Genomic DNA, 16,621 nt, shown 5'->3' on the forward strand with positions numbered 1-16,621 from the left:
CTCCCGGGCCCGCCAGCGGATGCGAACCAAGGGCCGCACAAAGCCGTCGGCGTACCTGCCCCCTACGCCTCCTCCGCCAGTTCCAGCCAGCGCATTTCCAGTTCGTCCTTCTCCGCTGTCAGTTCGCGGAGTTGGGCGTCGAGGCCCGCGACCTTTTCGAAGTCGGTGGCGTTTTCGGCGATTTGGGTGTGGAGTTTGGTTTCCTTGGTGACGATCTTGTCCAGCTGGCGCTCGATCTTCTGGAGTTCCTTCTGGGCGGCGCGGTTGACGGCGGCGGCCTTCTTGGGCGCGGAGGTCTGCTGCGTGGCCGCCGGGACCGCGGCGTCGATCACCTGCTTGCGGCGCTCCAGGTACTCGTCGAGGCCGCGCGGGAGCATGCGGAGCGTGGCGTCGCCGAGGAGGGCGTGTACGCGGTCGGTGGTGCGCTCGATGAAGTAGCGGTCGTGGCTGATGACGATCAGCGAGCCGGGCCAGCCGTCGAGGAGGTCCTCCAGCTGGGTCAGGGTCTCGATGTCGAGGTCGTTGGTGGGCTCGTCGAGGAAGAGGACGTTCGGCTCGTCCATGAGAAGGCGCAGGATCTGCAGGCGGCGGCGCTCACCGCCGGACAGGTCGCCGACCGGCGTCCACTGCTTCTCCTTGGTGAAGCCGAACTTCTCGCACAGCTGCCCGGCGGTCATCTCCCGGCCCTTGCCCAGGTCGACACGGTCACGCACCTGCTGGACGGCCTCCAGCACCCGCAGCGTCGGGGCGAGTTCGCCGACCTCCTGGGAGAGGTAGGCGAGTTTGACGGTCTTGCCGACGGTGATGCGGCCGGCTGCCGGCTGCGCCTCGCCCTGGGTGCGGGCCGCCTCGGCCAGGGCGCGGAGCAGGGAGGTCTTGCCGGCGCCGTTGACGCCCACGAGGCCGATCCGGTCGCCGGGGCCCAGCTGCCAGGTGAGGTGCTTGAGCAGCACCTTGGGTCCTGCCTGGACGCTGACGTCCTCCAGCTCGAAGACCGTCTTGCCCAGGCGGGTGTTGGCGAACTTCATCAGCTCGGTGGTGTCGCGGGGCGGCGGCACGTCCGCGATCAGTTCGTTGGCGGCCTCGATGCGAAAGCGCGGCTTGCTCGTACGGGCCGGGGCGCCGCGCCGCAGCCATGCCAGCTCCTTGCGCATCAGGTTCTGCCGCTTGGCCTCCTCGGTGGCGGCGATCCGCTCACGCTCGGCCCGCGCGAAGACGTAGTCGCTGTAGCCGCCTTCGTACTCGTGGACGTCGCCGCGCTGGACGTCCCACATGCGGGTACAGACCTGGTCCAGGAACCACCGGTCGTGGGTGACGACCACGAGGGCGGAGCGGCGGGCCCGCAGATGCCCGGCCAGCCAGGAGATGCCCTCGACGTCGAGGTGGTTGGTGGGCTCGTCGAGGACGATCAGGTCCTGCTCGGCGATGAGCAGCTTGGCGAGGGCGATGCGGCGGCGTTCGCCTCCGGAGAGGGGGCCGATGACGGTGTCCAGGCCGTGGGTGAAGCCCGGCATGTGGAGATCGCCGAAGAGGCCGGTCAGGATGTCGCGGATCTTGGCGTTGCCGGCCCACTCGTGGTCGGCCAGATCGCCGATGACCTCGTGCCGGATGGTGGCGGCCGGGTCGAGGGAGTCGTGCTGGGTGAGGACGCCGAGGCGCAGGCCGCCGTTGTGGGTGACGCGGCCGTTGTCCACGTCCTCCAGCTTGGCGAGGATCCGGATCAGGGTGGTCTTGCCGTCCCCGTTGCGTCCGACGACGCCGATCCGGTCCCCCTCGTTGACGCCGAGCGAGACACCGTCGAGCAGGGCACGGGTCCCGTAGACCTTGCCGACGGCTTCCAGATTGACGAGGTTGACGGCCATCTCACTCCTGCGGTGGTTCACATGAATCGACCATCCCAGCCTAGTCGGCGTGCGGAAGGGCTCGGCCCGGGCGTGAGGATGCGGACCGAGCGGGCGCGAGGAGACGGGCCGACGGCCCTGCGAGCGCCCGAGAGGTCCTGATCGCCGGAGGCCGTGATCGCCGTTGGATAGCGTGCTCGTCATGACTTCGGACACGGGTGCGGAAGTAGAGACGGAACGCGGGCTGGTCTACGGGCCGAGCGGCAAGCAGCTGGACGTCCATCGTCCGGCGGGGGCGTCGCGGCCGGCGCCGACCGTGCTGCTCTGGCACGGCATCGGGCCCGACGAGCGGGAGGTCCTGGAACCGCTGGCGCGGACCGCGGCGGCCAACGGCCTGCTGGTGCTCGTACCGGACTGGCGCTCGGACGCCGCGGACGGCGGCCGGTCGCAGCTGCTGGAGTCGCTGGCGTTCGTCCGCGAGCAGGCGGTCCTGCTGGGCGGTGACGGGGAGTCGTTCGTGCTGGCCGGCTGGTCGGCCGGGGCGCCGTCGGCGCTGAGTGTCGCGCTGAGGCCCGAGGTGGCGGACGGCTGGCGGCCGTCGGCGGTGGTCGGTGTCGCGGGCCGCTACGACCGCCCGGCGTTCACCACCGGCGCGGTTCCGCTGGCCGATCTCGCCGCGGGCCTGGACCCGGCCGTGCCGGTCCACCTCGTCCACGGCAGCCGCGACGCCCTTGTGGACGCCCGGCACTCCCGCGACCTGGCGGAGGCGCTGCGCGCCGCGGGCCGCCCGGTGACGCTCCGGGAGACCGGGACCGACCACGCGGGCGCGATCATGACCGAATACGACCCCTCGACGAACCGCTGCCTGCCGACGACCGCCGAACACGCCGTACAGGCAGGCCGGTTGGCGGCCGAGGTGCTGGCCGCGGCGGCCGCTTAGCGCCCCGGCCCGCCAAGCGCCGAGGCCGCTGCCCGGACGGCGGTCGCCCGGCGTCGCGGCGACCGCCCGGGGCGCGTCCGCGAAGCCCGTCCTCCGTCCGGAAGGCGGGGCCGGCGGCGTCCGGTGCACTGCGCTCGTTGCACTCGCTCCGTCCCGGCTCGGAGTCGCCTTCGGAGGCCGAGCGCGATCGCAAGGCGCAGGGTCGTCCTCGTAGTGGGTCTACGTGGCGATCCCAACAGCGCAGCGAGCGTGCGCGCCAGGCGCGCGGGCCGGCCGGGACAGCACACCTAGAGCACCGTCGAGCCCTGTGCCGGGGAGTCCGCCACCCTTACCGCGCGGCAGGTGCCGGAGGCGAGCAGTGCCTGGGCCACCTTCTCCGCCGCCCGGGCGTCCTCGACCAGGTACGCGGTCGTCGGCCCGGAGCCGGAGACCAGCGCGGCCAGGGCGCCGGCGTCCCTACCGGCCTTGAGGGTCTCGGTGAGCTCCGGGCGCAGGGAGAGCGCCGCCGGCTGGAGGTCGTTGGCCAGCGTCGCGGCGAGCGCGGTGGCGTCACCGTCGCGGAGCGCGGCCAGCAGTTCGGGGGCCGCCTCCGGCTCGGGTACGCGCGTGTCCGCCGTGAGCCGGTCGAACTCGCCGTAGACGGCGGGGGTCGACAGCCCGCCGTCGGCGACAGCGAAGACCCAGTGGAAGGTGCCGCCGACGGCCAGCGGCGTCAGCAGCTCGCCCCGGCCGCGGCCCAGCGCCGCCCCGCCGACCAGGCTGAACGGCACATCGCTGCCCAACTCGGCGCAGATGTCGAGCAGTTCCTCGCGGGAGGAGCCGGTCGACCACAGGGTGTCGCAGGCCAGCAGCGCGCCCGCGGCGTCCGCGCTGCCGCCGGCCATGCCGCCCGCGACGGGGATGTCCTTGGTGATGTGCAGGTGGACGTCCGGCGCGATGCCGTGCCGGGCCGCGAGCAGCTCCGCGGCGCGGGCCGCGAGGTTCGTGCGGTCCAGCGGGATCCGGTCGACGTCGTGGCCCTCGGCGGTGATCCGCAGGGCGTCCGCCGGGGTGGCGGTGACCGTGTCGTGGAGGCCGACGGCGAGGAAGACATTCGCCAGGTCATGGAAGCCGTCGGGGCGGGCCGCGCCGACGGCCAGCTGGACGTTGACCTTGGCCGGCACCCGTACGGTGATCGGGCCGCTCATGCCGATGCCTCCCTGATCCCCCGGGTGCCCCCCGGTCCCTTGTGTTCCGCGATCCGCGCGAAGTCCTCGACGGTCAGGGCCTCACCACGGGCCTGCGGCGAGACGCCCGCTGCGACCAGTGCGGCCTCCGCCGCCGCGGCCGACCCGGCCCACCCCGACAGGGCGGCCCGCAGCGTCTTGCGGCGCTGGGCGAACGCCGAGTCGACGACGGCGAAGACCTCGTCGCGGCTCGCGGAGGTCTCGATCGGCTTGTCGCGGCGTACCAGGGAGACCAGCCCGGAGTCGACGTTGGGGGCGGGCCAGAAGACCTTGCGGCCGATGGAGCCGGCCCGCTTGACCTCGGCGTACCAGTTCGCCTTGACCGACGGCACGCCGTAGACCTTGTTGCCGGGACGGGCTGCGAGCCGGTCGGCGACCTCGGCCTGCACCATGACCAGGGTGCGGTCGATGGTCGGGAACGTCGCCAGCATGTGCAGCAGCACCGGCACCGCGACGTTGTAGGGCAGATTGGCGACCAGGGCGGTCGGCGCCGCACCGGGGAGCTCGGTGACGTGCATGGCGTCGCGGTGGACGAGCTCGAAGCGGTCGGCGCGCTCGGGCATCCTGGCCGCGACGGTGGCCGGCAGGGCGGCGGCGAGCACCTCGTCGATCTCGACGGCGGTGACCCGGTCGGCCGCCTCCAGCAGCGCCAGGGTCAGCGAACCGAGTCCGGGGCCGACCTCGACGACGACATCGTCGGGGCGGACGCCGGCGGTCCGCACGATCCGGCGGACGGTGTTGGCGTCGATGACGAAGTTCTGCCCGCGCTGCTTGGTGGGGCGCACGCCCAGCGCGGCGGCCAGCTCGCGCACATCGGCGGGTCCCAGCAGAGGCCCGGACTCGTCGGTGGTGCTGCTCTCAATCATGCCGAAGCCTCGCTGCGCGCCGTCGCGGTCGCCCGCCGTGCGCGCCTTTCCGTTGTTCGCTCGCTGCGCTCGTTCACCGGTGAAGCTTACGGCCGCAGACCGGCCACGGGCTCGCCCCCCGGGTGATGTAGAGCTTCTTGGCGCGGAAGGTCTGCTCCTGGGCCGGTGCGTCCTGCGGGCGGCCGGTGCCGCCGAGGCGCCGCCAGGTGGCGACGTCGAACTGGTAGAGGCCGCCGTACGTGCCCGAGGCGTCGACGGCGTTCGGCCGGCCGCCCGCCTCGCACTGGGCGAGCGCGTCCCAGGCGAGGTGGTCGGCGCCCCGCACCGATGTCGGCAGGATCTTGGTGCCGATGTGCACGATCTGCGGCCGGGGCTTGCGGACGACATGGGTGCCCAGCCGCTTCGGCTTCTCCGCGACGCCGTTGACGGTGCGCAGCCGGTAGGCGACCCGCCGCACGCCGGGGCGGCCCTGCTGGACGACGGCCTCCGTGCCCCGGGTGAGCTGCGGGTCGATCCGCTTGATCGTGCGGAACGGGACGGACTCCTCGCGGATCTCCCTGGACCCGGTGATGCGCAGCACCGAGACGGTCTGGCCCTCCCGGGGGAAGCTGTCCTGCGGCACCGAGGTGGTGTCCTCGTCGCGCAGGGCCAGTCCGGCTTCGGCCAGGGCCTCCCGGACGGTGGCGGCGTTGGTGCGCACGCGGTACTCGCGGCCGTCGGCGAGGAAGACCACCGAGCGTTCGGTGCGTACGGCCAGCTCCAGGCCGTGCCGGTCGATGCGCCGGGAGCGGGAGAGGGAGAGGTGGGCGCCCTCGGCGCGGACGCCGAGCTGGCGCAGGGCGCCGTCCACCGTGTCCGCGGTGGTCCACACCTGGCGGCGCTGTCCGTCGATGGTCAGCACCACCGGCCGGCCGTGCCGGACGACGATGTCGTCGCCGCTGCTGAGCGCGGTGCCGGGGGCGGGAGCGACGATGTCGTGCCGGCCGATGTCGAGATCCTCGTCGGCCAGCAGGTCGTCGACGTCGTCGGCGAAGGTGTGCAGGGTGCGCGGGGTGCCGTCGACGGTGAGCCGGACGGCCTTGTCGTGGGCGATGAAGGCGGTGGTGCCGCCGGCGAGGAAGGCGACGACGAGGGCCCGCGGCAGCAGCCGGCGCAGTGCCTCGGGGGAGGTGCCGTGGCGCCTTCGGCCGCCGGTCCGGCGGCCGGCCCGGCGCGCGGCGACCCGGCTGCCCGGGACGGGGAGGACCGGTGCGGGCAGGAGCGGTGCGGGCCGGAGGCCGCTGGGGGACGGTGCGGGCGCGGCCCCGGTCTGCCGCGGTGTCAGGACGGTCGGGCCGGGCGGGCCGGAGGTGGTGCGGAGGTCGTGGCGCTGGTACGGCGCCCTCTGCACGTACGGCGACTTCACCTCGAACGACGCCTTGGGCTCATACGGAGCCTTGGCCTCGTACGGGGCCTTCACTTCGTACGGTGCCTTCACTTCGTACGGTGCCTTCGCCTCGTACGGCGATCCGGTGGCGCCCGGGTTCCGGCCGCGCCGGCCGCGCGCGGCGCGGTGGCTGCTCTGCGAATGACTCACGACGCTCCACATGCCACAGATGCGGTGGACGGCCGAATGTAGCGGAGCGATGGTGACTCTCCAAAGTCGACCCGCTACACAGCGTCACCACCGGACGTCGTTCGCCCGCTCCGGGGGGCGGTCAGCAGGCGAAGGCGCGCGCTGTATTGGCCGCGACTGCCGTGGCCATCGCGTCCTCCGTCATCCCCTTGACCTCGGCCATCGCCCGGAGGGTGACCGGAATGAGATACGGCGCGTTGGGCCGACCGCGGTAGGGCGCGGGGGTGAGGAACGGCGCGTCGGTCTCCACGAGCACCAGTTCGGGAGGGGCAACGGCGAGCGCATCGCGCAGCGGTTGGGCGTTCTTGAAGGTGACATTTCCGGCGAAGGACAGGAAGTAGCCCGCCGCCGCGCAGATCTTCGCCATCTCCGCGTCGCCGGAGAAGCAGTGGAAGACGACCCGCTCGGGCGCGCCCTCCTCGCGCAGGATCCGCAGGACGTCCTCGTGCGCCTCCCGGTCGTGGATGACCAGGGCCTTGCCGTGCCGCTTGGCGATCTCGATGTGGGCGCGGAAGGACCGCTGCTGGGCGGCCATGCCGTCCGGTCCGGTGCGGAAGTGGTCGAGGCCGGTCTCGCCGACGCCGCTCACGTGCGGGAGGGCGGCCAGCGCGTCGATACGGGCCAGGGCGGCGTCCAGCGCACTGTCGCCGCCGGGCTCCCTGGCACCCTGCCGCGACCATCCGTCCGGGTCGCCGAGGACGATCCTGGGCGCTTCGTTGGGGTGCAGCGCGACGGTTGCCCGCACGCTGTCGTGGGCAGCGGCCGTGTCCGCCGCCCACTGCGAGCCCGCGAGGTCGCAGCCCACCTGCACCACGGTGGTGACGCCCACCGAGGCGGCCTTGGCGAGCGCTTCCTCGACGGTGCCCTCCTGCATGTCCAGGTGGGTGTGCGAGTCCGCGACCGGTACCCGAAGCGGTTCGGGCAGCGGCGGCGGCGCGTCCTTGGCGGGCTTGGCCGCCTTGCCGGGTGCGGGAGTCTGGGCTTGCTGTGCCATGGCCGCGATCCTACGAGGACCGCGGCCGGCGGCTCACTTGTGGTGGTGCTGGAAGGGACGCAGCAGGTCGGAGAGGTGCCAGTGGTGGCGTCCGGCGGGCTCCGGGGTGCGCTCGGCGCCCTGGTCGGCGGCCGGGTCCGCCGCCGTGCTTCCGCTCGCGCTCCCGGGACCCCGGCGCTGGTGCAGTCCGGCGATCGCGTCGGAGACCATCGAGACCTGACCGGCACGCATGATGCGCACCACGTTGCCGCCGCAGTTCCGGCAGACGGGCTGGGTCAGTGGGGACGGCACGCGCTCGCCGTCCGCGTAGTAGACGACGTGCAGCTCGCCCTTGGCGTCGACGGGGTGGGCTATCTCGTAGGCCTGCTCCCAGCCGTGGCCGCATCGCATGCAGGCGAAGGCGTACGCCTCGTGTGCCGTGGGCTCGCTGTGCCGGGTGGGGCCGGCAGTGCTGCCGGTGGCCGGGCCGGTTTGTGCGATCTCGCTCATGTGCCGCTCCTCTTGTCCGCTGGACAAGGTCTTTGGGGACCGAACGTCGAACGTCCCACCCTCAGTGGACGCCTTTCCCGGCCGCGGCGCACCAGTCCTTCTTCCGTATTGGCCCAGATTTGGCAGGCTGTAGGGAAAAGGCCCCGCTGTGGGGGCCTTCGCTTTACCTTCCAGGCCGGTCATTTACCTTCCGGCGGGTCGGTTCGCGCCGTGGCCTGCGCGGAACCTGCGCCCGGCCCTGCGCCCGGCCCTGTGCGGCGCCTTCCTAGGAATTCTTCGCGACACCCTTCGCGGCGTTCTTCGCGGCGACCACCGCGTCGAACACCTCGCGCTTGGGCAGTCCGGCGTCCGCCGCGACCGCGGCGATGGCCTCCTTGCGCCGCTCCCCCGCGTCCTCGCGCACCTGGACCCGGCGCACCAGCTCCTCCGGGGCGAGGTCCTGCGGCCCGGTGTCCGGGGCGCCCTCGACGACGATGGTGATCTCACCACGCACGCCCTCCGCGGCCCACGGGGCGAGCTCGCCCAGCGGCCCGCGCTTGACCTCTTCGTACGTCTTGGTCAGCTCGCGGCAGACCGCGGCCCGCCGGTCCGCGCCGAAGACCTCCGCCATCGCGGCGAGCGTGTCGTCCAGGCGGTGCGGGGCCTCGAAGTAGACGAGGGTGCGGCGCTCGTCGGCGACCTCCCGCAGCCGGGAGCGACGCTCGCCCGGCTTGCGGGGCGGGAAGCCCTCGAAGCAGAAGCGGTCCACCGGCAGGCCGGACACGGCGAGTGCGGTGAGCACCGCGCTGGGGCCAGGCACCGCGGTGACCTTGATGCCGCGCTCGACGGCGGCGGCGACCAGGCGGTAGCCCGGGTCGGACACGGACGGCATCCCGGCGTCGGTGACCAGCAGGACCCGCGCGCCGCCGGCCAGCGCGTCGGCCAGCTCGGGCGTCCTGGCCGCTTCGTTGCCCTCGAAGTACGACACCACCCGCCCGGTCGGCGCGACCTCCAGCGCCTGCGTCAGGCGGCGCAGCCGGCGGGTGTCCTCGGCCGCGATCACATCGGCGGCGGCGAGTTCGGTGGCGAGCCGCGGCGGGGCGTCCGCGACGTCGCCGATGGGCGTCCCTGCAAGTACCAGCGTTCCAGTCACGCCCCCATCCTCCCAGCCCGTTCGGACCGCGCCGCGCCGTGAGACGCCGGAACCCGTCCGGCGGCGCGGGCGCACCGGTCCACAGGCGGTTTCCCTACGATGGGCCGGGTGACGAGTGACACCGCGGCCGACGCCGACGCCCATCGCGCCGGGGAGCCGGCCAAGCAGCCCCCGGGGTGGCAGCGGCGGCTGCGCCGCTTCGGGTACGTCCGCCGAGGTCCGGCCGATGTCCGTGAGCGGCTGGTGCCCCCGTTCCCCACACCCGGCAAGCGGGTGTGGGCGGTGCTCGGCGCGGGCCCGGCCGCCGCCGACCGGCTCGCCCGCTGGTCGGGTTGGACCGGTCCGCTGTTGGTGGCGCTGTTCGCGGGGATCCTGCGGTTCTGGGACCTCGGCTCCCCGCGCAAGGTGATATTCGACGAGACGTACTACCCCAAGGACGCCTGGTCGCTGCTGCAGTACGGCTACGAGGGCACCTGGGCGAAGAACGCCAACGACGCGCTGATCGGGCACCCGGCGAAGATCCTGCTCACGCCCGAGCACTCCTATGTGGTGCACCCGCCGATGGGCAAGTGGCTGATCGCGGCGGGTGAGTGGGCGTTCGGCATGAACCCCTTCGGCTGGCGGTTCTCGGTCGCCCTGCTCGGCACGCTGTCGGTGCTGCTCATCTGCCGCATCGGCCGCCGGCTGCTGCGTTCGACGGCGCTCGGCTGCCTGGCGGGGACTCTGCTGGCGGTCGACGGGCTGCACTTCGTCATGAGCCGCACCGCGCTGCTGGACCTGATCGTGATGTTCTGGGTGGTGGCCGCCTTCGGCTGTCTGCTGGTCGACCGGGACCGCACCAGAGCCCGGCTCGCGGCGGCACTGCCGGTCGACGGGGGTGGTGTGGCGCGGCCGGACGCGGACGTCGGCGACCGGCTGCGGCTGGGATGGCGACCGTGGCGTATCGCGGCCGGGGTGTGCCTCGGCCTGTCCGCCGCCACGAAATGGAACGGCCTGTACTACCTCGCGGCGTTCGCCCTCATGGCGGTGTTGTGGGACCTCGCGGCCCGGCGTACGGCCGGCGCACGGCACCCGTTCCGCGCGGTGCTGCGCCGCGATGTGCTGCCCGCCTTCGGGTCCACCGTCGTCGTCGCGCTCGCCACCTACCTCGCGTCCTGGTCCGGCTGGCTCGCCACGAAGGGCGGCTACTACCGCGACTGGGCGACGAGCCCCGACGGGCGGACCGGCTCGTGGACCTGGCTGCCGGACTGGCTGCGCAGCCTGTGGCACTACCAGACCGAGGTCTACTCCTTCCATACCGGACTGACCACACCGCACACCTACCAGTCCAACCCGTGGAGCTGGCTGGTCCTCGGCAGGCCGGTGTCGTACTTCTACGAGGACCCCAAGGCCGGCCAGGACGGCTGTACGGCCGCCGAGGGCTGCGCGCGCGAGGTGCTGGCCCTGGGCACCCCGCTGCTGTGGTGGGCGGCGTGCTTCGCGCTGCTGTACGTCCTCTACCGCTGGCTGTTCCTGCGGGACTGGCGGGCAGGTGCGATCGCCTGCGGTATAGCGGCCGGCTATCTGCCCTGGTTCCTCTACCAGGAGCGGACGATCTTCCTCTTCTACGCCGTGGTGTTCGTACCGTTCCTGTGCCTGGCGCTGGCCATGATGACCGGCGCGATCATCGGGCCACCGGGCTCGTCGGAACGCCGCCGGACCATCGGCGCGGTGGGCGCGGGCGTCCTGGTCCTGCTCATCATCTGGAACTTCATCTACTTCTGGCCGCTCTACACCGGCGAGCCGATCCCCAAATCGGCCTGGCACAACCGGATGTGGTTCGACACCTGGGTGTAGCGCCACTGACGCGACGGGCCCGGCACCTCGTGGTGCCGGGCCCGTGTCGTGGGAACGCCGCCCTGAAGCGCCGTCGTGAGAACTCCGGTTCAGCCGCGGTAGCGGGCGCGGCCGAGTGCCGCGGCGATGGTCAGGGGGACGGTCAGCACCGCGGCCGTCAGAAAGAGCCCCTGGTAGGCGTGGTGTTCCGCGGGTGCGGCGGCGAGGGTGCTGGCCAGGGCGCTGCCGACGTAGAGGGCGAGTCCGAACATGGCGACGCCGGTGGCGCGGGCCGTCGGGGAGAGTGCGGTCGCCCAGGACTGGATCGTGGAGTGCATGAACGACCAGCCGCCGCCGAGCAGCAGCGCGGTCAGCACCAGCGCGGGTACGGAACGGCTCGCGGCGGCGAGGCCGAAGGCCAGGGCCATCTGCACCCCGCCCACCACGATCAGCCGCACGGGCGTCCACCGTCCGACCAGCCGCTTGACCATCTGGGCCGCCGACATCGAGCCCACGCCGTACAGCGCGGAGACCGCGCCGGCCAGCGTCGCCGAGGCGCCCTGGGACTCCAGAGCGGGGGCGACGTACGTCAGGAAGCCCAGCAGGACGGCGCCTTCGAGCATCGCCACGGCCATCACGTACCACTGCCAGCGGGAGCGCAGCACCACCCGGATCGGGGCGAGCAGGGAGCCGGCCGGCGGGCGGGCCGGCTCCGGCAGGCGGCGCAGGGCGACGGTCAGATAGAGGGCGATCAGGCCGGGGAGCGCGAAGACCAGGCGCCAGCTCACGTAGTGCGCAAGAGCTCCGGCGACGACCGTGGCCACCGCCGTGCCCAGCGCGAACGCGGTCATCAGTTCGCTGAGCGGCCGTTGCCTGACCTCGGCGGGCACGGTGTCGCCGACGTAGGTGATGGACGCCGCGATGGAGGCGGCGAAGAAGGCGCCGGCCGCGGCGCGGGCGACGATCAGGACGGGTGCGTCCGGCGCGAGCACCGAGGCCAGTGAGGCGACGGCGGCCCCGGCGAGCGACAGGCGCATCACCCGTACCCGGCCCAGGCGGTCGCTGGCCAGGCCCCAGACCGGCTGCATCAGGCCGTACGCGAGGAAGTAGCCGCTGGCCGCCAGCATCACGGTCGGAAGGGAGACGCCGAGTTGACTGCCGATCAGCAGCAGCATCGGTGTGATGCAGAAGCGGTCGAAGTTGCTGACGAAGCCTGCCGCGCGCAGCAGTCGTAGGGCGGCGGCGGGTAAGCCGGGGGCGGGGGTGCCGGGGCTGTCAGGGGCGCCGGTGGTGTCGGTGGTGCCCGTGGTGTCGGTGGCGCGGGTTCCGATGCCGGGGGCGGCGGGGTCTGTGGTGCCCAACGAAAGGCTCCTCTCCGTTCCGTGCCGGTCCGCTCGGGCCGGCGCGGTTCCAGCCCATCACCGGGGCGGGCCCTCGCCGGACCTCAGCCGATTACCCTTTGTCACACCCTGCCGGGCGCTCCGCGGCGCCGGGCGCATGAGCGGGGACACGGGCGGGGACTGCGGTGACAGCGGTGACAGGGCAGCGGTGACAGGGCAGCGGTCACGGGGAGGAGCGGCCGGCATGCGCGGCGTCGGACCGGCGGAGAACGCACGGGCGGGCACCCCCGCCGGGAGCGGACCGGCGAGCGGGCCGCGCCGCGAGCTGGGCGCCTTTCTGCGTTCACGCCGCGAGCGGCTCGCCCCGGACGAGGTGGGGCTGCCCGGCTCGCCACGGCGCCGCACCCCGGGCCTGCGGCGCGGCGAGGTCGCCGAGCTGGCCGGGATCAGCAGCTCCTGGTACGCGTGGCTGGAGCAGGGCCGGGTCCGTACGTCGGAGCAGGTGCTGCGGTCCGTGGCGCGCGCCCTGCGGCTCGACGCGGACGAGACCGCGCACGTCCTGTCGTTCGTGGAGCGCGCCGAACCGGCCGGGCAGCCGCCGGGCTGGGTGTCGCGGAACCTGCTGTCACTGGTGGAGACGCTGGCGCCGAACCCGGCCGTGGTGCTCGACCCGCACTGGGACCTGCTGGCCTGGAACAGCGGCTACGCCGCGCTGCTCACCGACCCGGCCCGGCTGGCGCCCAAGCAGCGCAATCTGCTGTGGCTGGTCTTCCGCTGGCCGCCGGCCCGCACGCTGCTCGCCGAGTGGGAGGGCGAGGCGCGAAGTCTGCTCGGCCAGTTCCGTGCGAAGGCGGCCCGCCACCCCCAGGACGGCCGGTACGCCGAGATCACCGACGAGCTGCTGGCGGATCCGGACGCGGCCCGGTGGTACGAGGGCCGGGAGACCTCGGCCTTCCATCCCGCCGTGCGGCATTTCCGCCACCCGGTGGCGGGTGATCTGCGGCTGCGGTACGTCAAGCTCGCCGCCGTCGAGGAGCCTGGCCATCACTTCCTGGCCTACCTCCCCGACGACCGGGCGACGGAGACGGCGGTGGGCAAGCTCGCGGGGCAGCGTCGCGAGGGGGGATGACGGCGGGGTGCGAGCGACGGGCCGGGCACCGCGTGTGCCCGGCCCGTCGGCTCGCCGCCGCACCGGCGGTCAGCTCGTCAGCACCGCCTTCATCACCGAGCCGTCGGCGACCGCGGTGAGCGCGTCGGCGTGCCGCGCCAGCGGGAAGGGCGTCACCAGGCTCGCGAGGTCGAAGCGGGCGGTGAGCGCGGGCAGCAGCCGCACGTACTCCACGAGGTGGGCGCCGGTGAAGGCCCAGGAGCCGATGACGTCCAGTTGCCGGTGGACGATCTGGTGCGGGTTGACGAGGGTGTCACCTGCGTCCGTGTACTGCCCGATGACCAGGTACGTACCGCCCCGGCGGGCCAGCGTGAGGCCCTGCCCGACGGCGGCCGGCACCCCGGCGCACTCGATGACCAGATCGGCGCCGCCCCCGCCGGTGGCGGCCCGCACCTCGCGGAGCACCTGCTCGGGGTCGTCGGCGCCGGCGATGTCCAGGTGCACATCGCCGATGCCGGCAGCGGCGGCCTGGGCCAGCCGCCCGGCCGGCCCGCCGACGACGATGACCTTGGCGGCCCCGGCCAGCTGCGCGAAGGCCGCCGCGGCCAGGCCGACCGGGCCGCTGCCCTGGACCACCACCACCTCGCCGAGCCTGACGGGCCTGCGCTCGGAGAGGGCGTGGGCCACGGTGGGCCCCGCGCAGGCGAGCGACATGGCCGCGAGCGGGTCGGTGCCGTCGGCGACCTTGACGACGGTGGTGCCGGGCTGCAGCACGATGTGGTCGGCCCAGGAGCCGGACAGCTCGGGGCCGTCGGCGAGCGAGCGGTTGACGCCGTAGGTGCGCCGGTTCTCGCACAGGGTCGGTTCGCGGTGCAGCCGGCAGGGCGGGCAGACGCCGCAGGCGATGGAGGAGGCCCACATCACCGTGTCGCCCTCGGCCACCGGCGCGCCGGTGGCGTCCCGGTGCGCCCCGGGCCCCAACTCGTCTATGACGCCGAGCCCTTCATGGCCCAGGACGAGCGGTACGGGTATGTCGAGGTGCCCCTGCCGCAGGTGCAGGTCGGTGCCGCAGATCCCGCCGTAGCCGCAGGCGACGACCATCCCGCCGTCGGGGGCCTGCGGCAGGCCGAAGGTGCGCAGCCGCAGCGGCTTGCCGAACTCCTCCAGGACGACGGCGCGTCCGGTGCGCTCGCTCATGCCGTCACCGCCCGCAGGGACTCGGAGAACGGCGCGGGCAGGGCGCGCAGCGGCTCGGTGTCGCGGCACACGACGTAGTCGGGGCGCGGGTCACCGGCCGGCCGCGGCAGGTTGGCGGTGTCGTTGTAGGTCGCGATCAGCAGCCGGCGGGCGAACGGCGACATGTTGGGCGCCGAGCCGTGCACGATCTCCGGGGAGAAGAGCACCACGGAGCCGGCCGGGCCCTTGGGGCTGGTCATGCCGTGCCGGTCGACGTGTTCGGCGAGCTGCTCGGGGGTGAGCGAGATGTCGTCGGGGTCGAGGTGCTGATCGGACTTCGCGGCGTCCGCCCGGCCCTCGCGGACGAGGCCGCCGCGGTGCGAGCCGGGCAGGAAGATGACCGGGCCGTTGAACTCGGTGACGTCGTCGAGGAAGACGCCGATGTTGACCTGTCGCGGTGCGGGCAGTTGGTCGGCGAGGCGCCAGGCGAGGTAGTCCTGGTGCCAGGCCCACTTGTCGCCGCCGAAGGCCGGCTTGGCGTTGATCTTGAACTGGTAGATGTAGACGTCGTCGGTGAGCAGCTGCTGGACGGGCGCCAGGATGCGCGGGTCGCGCACGAGCCCGGCGTACTCCGGCTGCCGCTGGTGCGAGGAGTAGACTGCACGGACCTCCGTGCCGCCCTCCTCGGTCACGACCTGCGGGCCGGGGACCTCGCTGTCGCGCGCGAAGGCAGCCCGCAGACTCTCCACCTCCTCCACGTCCAGGAGGGATTCCAGCATCAGGAATCCGTTGTCGTGGTACTGGTCGACCTGTGACTGGGTGAGTCGCATGAGTGTCTTCTTCTCCTGAGGATGAGGGGAAATCCGTCGGGTCTCGGGGCGGGCCGGTCAGCCCATGAAGTGACCGCCGTCGACGATGAGTTGCTGCCCGGTGACGTATCCGCTGCGTGCGGTCACCAGGAATTCGAGGGCGTCGGCCATGTCCCGGGCGGTGCCGAGCCGGCCCCGGGGGATGCTCTCCAGCACGGCGGCCCGCCGGTCCGGGTCGTCGAGCCGGTAGCGCTCGGTGACCTCCTCGGTGTCGGTGAAACCGGGGAGCAGGGCGTTGACCCTGATGTGCGGGGCGAGTTCGAGCGCCATGCACTTGGTGAGCTGGAGCAGTCCCGCCTTGCTCGCGCAGTAGTTGGCGCCGTCCGGGCGGGGGCGGAGGGCGGTGGTGGAGGCGATGTTGACGATGCTGCCGCCACCGGCCGCGGCCATCGTGGGGGCCAGGGCGCGGCTGAGGTGGAAGGGGCCGGAGAGGTTGGTGGCCAGGACCGTGTCCCAGTCCTCCTCGGTCATGGACAGGAACGGCCGGTCGCGGTTGACCCCGGCGTTGTTGACGAGGACGCCTGGTGCGCCGTGCGTATCGGTGATCCGTGCGCACACCGCCCGGATCTCGTCGGGGCGGGCGAGGTCGCAGCGCAGTGCCTCGATCCGCCCGTCCCCGGACCGTACGGTCTGCCGTGCGGCGTCCTCGTCGTCGCGGTAGAGGGCGATCACCCGGTGGCCGAGGGCGGCGAGCCGCAGGCTCAGCTCCCGTCCGATGCCCCGGGTGCCGCCGCTGACCACGGAGGTCGTCATGAGGGCTCCCTTAAGTGAGCGGACGCGGGGGTCAGTTGGCGATCAGGTCGCCGCGGATCAGCCCGGCGCCGTCGGGTACGGCCGCCGGGTCACCGCCGAGGTCGGCGACGGCGTTGTGCTCGTCGACGAAGACGACGCTGGGGACGAAGGCGGCGGCCTGCTCGTTCTTCATGGCGGCGTAGGCGATGATGATCACCCGGTCACCGGGGCTGATGAGCCGGGCGGCCGCGCCGTTGATGCCGATCACGCCGGAGCCGGCCCGGCCCTCGATGACGTAGGTGGACAGCCGGGCGCCGTTCTCGATGTCGACGATGTCGACCTTCTCGCCGGGCAGCAGGTCAGCGGCCGCCATCAGGTCGGAGTCGATGGTCAGCGAGCCGACGTAGTGCAGGTCGGCCTGGGTGACGGTGGCGCGGTGGATCTTCGACTTCATCATGGTGCGGTACATGGCGTTCCT

Annotated in this window: 15 protein-coding genes; 3 read left to right on the forward strand and 12 right to left on the reverse strand. The window is 73.1% G+C overall.

Annotated elements, in window-relative coordinates:
* Positions 1 to 62 precede the first annotated feature (62 nt).
* A complete protein-coding gene (locus ACGFZW_RS09440) occupies positions 63 to 1,862 on the reverse strand; it encodes an ABC-F family ATP-binding cassette domain-containing protein (protein WP_393892477.1) in 1,800 nt (599 codons plus the stop codon).
* 181 nt (positions 1,863 to 2,043) lie between these two features.
* Here ACGFZW_RS09440 and ACGFZW_RS09445 point away from each other — a divergent pair, with 181 nt between their 5' ends.
* Positions 2,044 to 2,781, forward strand: a complete 738-nt coding sequence (locus ACGFZW_RS09445) for an alpha/beta hydrolase (RefSeq protein ID WP_393892478.1) — start codon at positions 2,044 to 2,046, stop codon at positions 2,779 to 2,781.
* Between the two features lie 287 nt (positions 2,782 to 3,068).
* Here the strand turns inward: ACGFZW_RS09445 and ACGFZW_RS09450 are convergent, their stop codons facing one another.
* From ACGFZW_RS09450 to rsmI, 6 genes are all read right to left on the reverse strand, one after another.
* Complete coding sequence (locus ACGFZW_RS09450; protein ID WP_393892479.1) at positions 3,069 to 3,968, reverse strand: 4-(cytidine 5'-diphospho)-2-C-methyl-D-erythritol kinase; 900 nt, start codon at positions 3,966 to 3,968, stop codon at positions 3,069 to 3,071.
* Positions 3,965 to 4,873: a 16S rRNA (adenine(1518)-N(6)/adenine(1519)-N(6))-dimethyltransferase RsmA gene (gene rsmA, locus ACGFZW_RS09455; RefSeq protein WP_393892480.1), complete on the reverse strand. Its 909-nt coding sequence runs from the start codon at positions 4,871 to 4,873 to the stop codon at positions 3,965 to 3,967. The genes ACGFZW_RS09450 and rsmA overlap by 4 nt, the downstream gene beginning before the upstream one ends.
* A 73-nt stretch (positions 4,874 to 4,946) precedes the next feature.
* The gene (locus ACGFZW_RS09460) at positions 4,947 to 6,131 is read right to left on the reverse strand and encodes a ubiquitin-like domain-containing protein (protein ID WP_393892826.1); all 1,185 of its coding nucleotides are present in this window, start codon (positions 6,129 to 6,131) and stop codon (positions 4,947 to 4,949) included.
* Positions 6,132 to 6,570: 439 nt separating this feature from the next.
* Positions 6,571 to 7,482 (reverse strand): TatD family hydrolase, encoded by a 912-nt coding sequence (locus ACGFZW_RS09465; protein WP_393892481.1) that lies wholly within the window; start codon positions 7,480 to 7,482, stop codon positions 6,571 to 6,573.
* A gap of 33 nt (positions 7,483 to 7,515) precedes the next feature.
* The gene (locus ACGFZW_RS09470; protein ID WP_393892482.1) at positions 7,516 to 7,971 is read right to left on the reverse strand and encodes a hypothetical protein; all 456 of its coding nucleotides are present in this window, start codon (positions 7,969 to 7,971) and stop codon (positions 7,516 to 7,518) included.
* A 265-nt stretch (positions 7,972 to 8,236) separates the two neighbouring features.
* Positions 8,237 to 9,103 carry a 16S rRNA (cytidine(1402)-2'-O)-methyltransferase gene (gene rsmI / locus ACGFZW_RS09475; RefSeq protein WP_393892483.1) on the reverse strand — a complete coding sequence of 289 codons (867 nt, stop codon included), beginning with the start codon at positions 9,101 to 9,103 and terminating at the stop codon, positions 8,237 to 8,239.
* A gap of 99 nt (positions 9,104 to 9,202) precedes the next feature.
* Here rsmI and ACGFZW_RS09480 point away from each other — a divergent pair, with 99 nt between their 5' ends.
* Entirely contained in the window at positions 9,203 to 10,939 is a 1,737-nt protein-coding gene (locus tag ACGFZW_RS09480; RefSeq protein ID WP_393892484.1) for a dolichyl-phosphate-mannose--protein mannosyltransferase, read from the forward strand.
* An 89-nt stretch (positions 10,940 to 11,028) separates the two neighbouring features.
* Here the strand turns inward: ACGFZW_RS09480 and ACGFZW_RS09485 are convergent, their stop codons facing one another.
* A complete protein-coding gene (locus tag ACGFZW_RS09485; RefSeq protein ID WP_393892485.1) occupies positions 11,029 to 12,279 on the reverse strand; it encodes an MFS transporter in 1,251 nt (416 codons plus the stop codon).
* Positions 12,280 to 12,502: 223 nt separating this feature from the next.
* On the opposite strand from ACGFZW_RS09485, the gene ACGFZW_RS09490 reads away from it, so the two are divergent.
* On the forward strand, positions 12,503 to 13,387 hold the full coding sequence (locus tag ACGFZW_RS09490) for a helix-turn-helix domain-containing protein (protein WP_393892486.1): 885 nt from the start codon (positions 12,503 to 12,505) through the stop codon (positions 13,385 to 13,387).
* Between the two features lie 69 nt (positions 13,388 to 13,456).
* Here the strand turns inward: ACGFZW_RS09490 and ACGFZW_RS09495 are convergent, their stop codons facing one another.
* Genes ACGFZW_RS09495 through panD form a run of 4 tightly spaced genes read right to left on the reverse strand, consistent with a single transcriptional unit; the run spans position 13,457 to position 16,612 of the window.
* On the reverse strand, positions 13,457 to 14,563 hold the full coding sequence (locus ACGFZW_RS09495) for a zinc-binding dehydrogenase (protein ID WP_393892487.1): 1,107 nt from the start codon (positions 14,561 to 14,563) through the stop codon (positions 13,457 to 13,459).
* Positions 14,560 to 15,372: a phytanoyl-CoA dioxygenase family protein gene (locus ACGFZW_RS09500; protein ID WP_393892488.1), complete on the reverse strand. Its 813-nt coding sequence runs from the start codon at positions 15,370 to 15,372 to the stop codon at positions 14,560 to 14,562. Before ACGFZW_RS09500 ends, ACGFZW_RS09495 begins: the two co-directional genes overlap by 4 nt.
* Before the next feature lie 57 nt (positions 15,373 to 15,429).
* The gene (locus ACGFZW_RS09505) at positions 15,430 to 16,164 is read right to left on the reverse strand and encodes an SDR family NAD(P)-dependent oxidoreductase (protein ID WP_393892489.1); all 735 of its coding nucleotides are present in this window, start codon (positions 16,162 to 16,164) and stop codon (positions 15,430 to 15,432) included.
* A 31-nt stretch (positions 16,165 to 16,195) separates the two neighbouring features.
* Complete coding sequence (panD, locus tag ACGFZW_RS09510; protein WP_393892490.1) at positions 16,196 to 16,612, reverse strand: aspartate 1-decarboxylase; 417 nt, start codon at positions 16,610 to 16,612, stop codon at positions 16,196 to 16,198.
* Positions 16,613 to 16,621 lie beyond the last annotated feature (9 nt).

The sequence above is a fragment of the Streptomyces sp. NPDC048248 genome, from assembly GCF_043201875.1.
Taxonomy (GTDB): domain Bacteria; phylum Actinomycetota; class Actinomycetes; order Streptomycetales; family Streptomycetaceae; genus Streptomyces.

What these genes read in the sequence shown, in the direction of transcription:
- ACGFZW_RS09440 (WP_393892477.1), bottom strand. Translation starts at nt 1,862, where the DNA reads ATGGCCGTCAACCTCGTCAATCTGGAAGCCGTCGGCAAGGTCTACGGG.
- ACGFZW_RS09495 (WP_393892487.1), bottom strand. Translation starts at nt 14,563, where the DNA reads ATGAGCGAGCGCACCGGACGCGCCGTCGTCCTGGAGGAGTTCGGCAAG.
- ACGFZW_RS09505 (WP_393892489.1), bottom strand. Translation starts at nt 16,164, where the DNA reads ATGACGACCTCCGTGGTCAGCGGCGGCACCCGGGGCATCGGACGGGAG.
- ACGFZW_RS09500 (WP_393892488.1), bottom strand. Translation starts at nt 15,372, where the DNA reads ATGCGACTCACCCAGTCACAGGTCGACCAGTACCACGACAACGGATTC.
- ACGFZW_RS09490 (WP_393892486.1), top strand. Translation starts at nt 12,503, where the DNA reads ATGCGCGGCGTCGGACCGGCGGAGAACGCACGGGCGGGCACCCCCGCC.
- ACGFZW_RS09465 (WP_393892481.1), bottom strand. Translation starts at nt 7,482, where the DNA reads ATGGCACAGCAAGCCCAGACTCCCGCACCCGGCAAGGCGGCCAAGCCC.
- rsmA (WP_393892480.1), bottom strand. Translation starts at nt 4,873, where the DNA reads ATGATTGAGAGCAGCACCACCGACGAGTCCGGGCCTCTGCTGGGACCC.
- ACGFZW_RS09470 (WP_393892482.1), bottom strand. Translation starts at nt 7,971, where the DNA reads ATGAGCGAGATCGCACAAACCGGCCCGGCCACCGGCAGCACTGCCGGC.
- ACGFZW_RS09450 (WP_393892479.1), bottom strand. Translation starts at nt 3,968, where the DNA reads ATGAGCGGCCCGATCACCGTACGGGTGCCGGCCAAGGTCAACGTCCAG.
- ACGFZW_RS09480 (WP_393892484.1), top strand. Translation starts at nt 9,203, where the DNA reads ATGGGCCGGGTGACGAGTGACACCGCGGCCGACGCCGACGCCCATCGC.
- ACGFZW_RS09445 (WP_393892478.1), top strand. Translation starts at nt 2,044, where the DNA reads ATGACTTCGGACACGGGTGCGGAAGTAGAGACGGAACGCGGGCTGGTC.
- panD (WP_393892490.1), bottom strand. Translation starts at nt 16,612, where the DNA reads ATGTACCGCACCATGATGAAGTCGAAGATCCACCGCGCCACCGTCACC.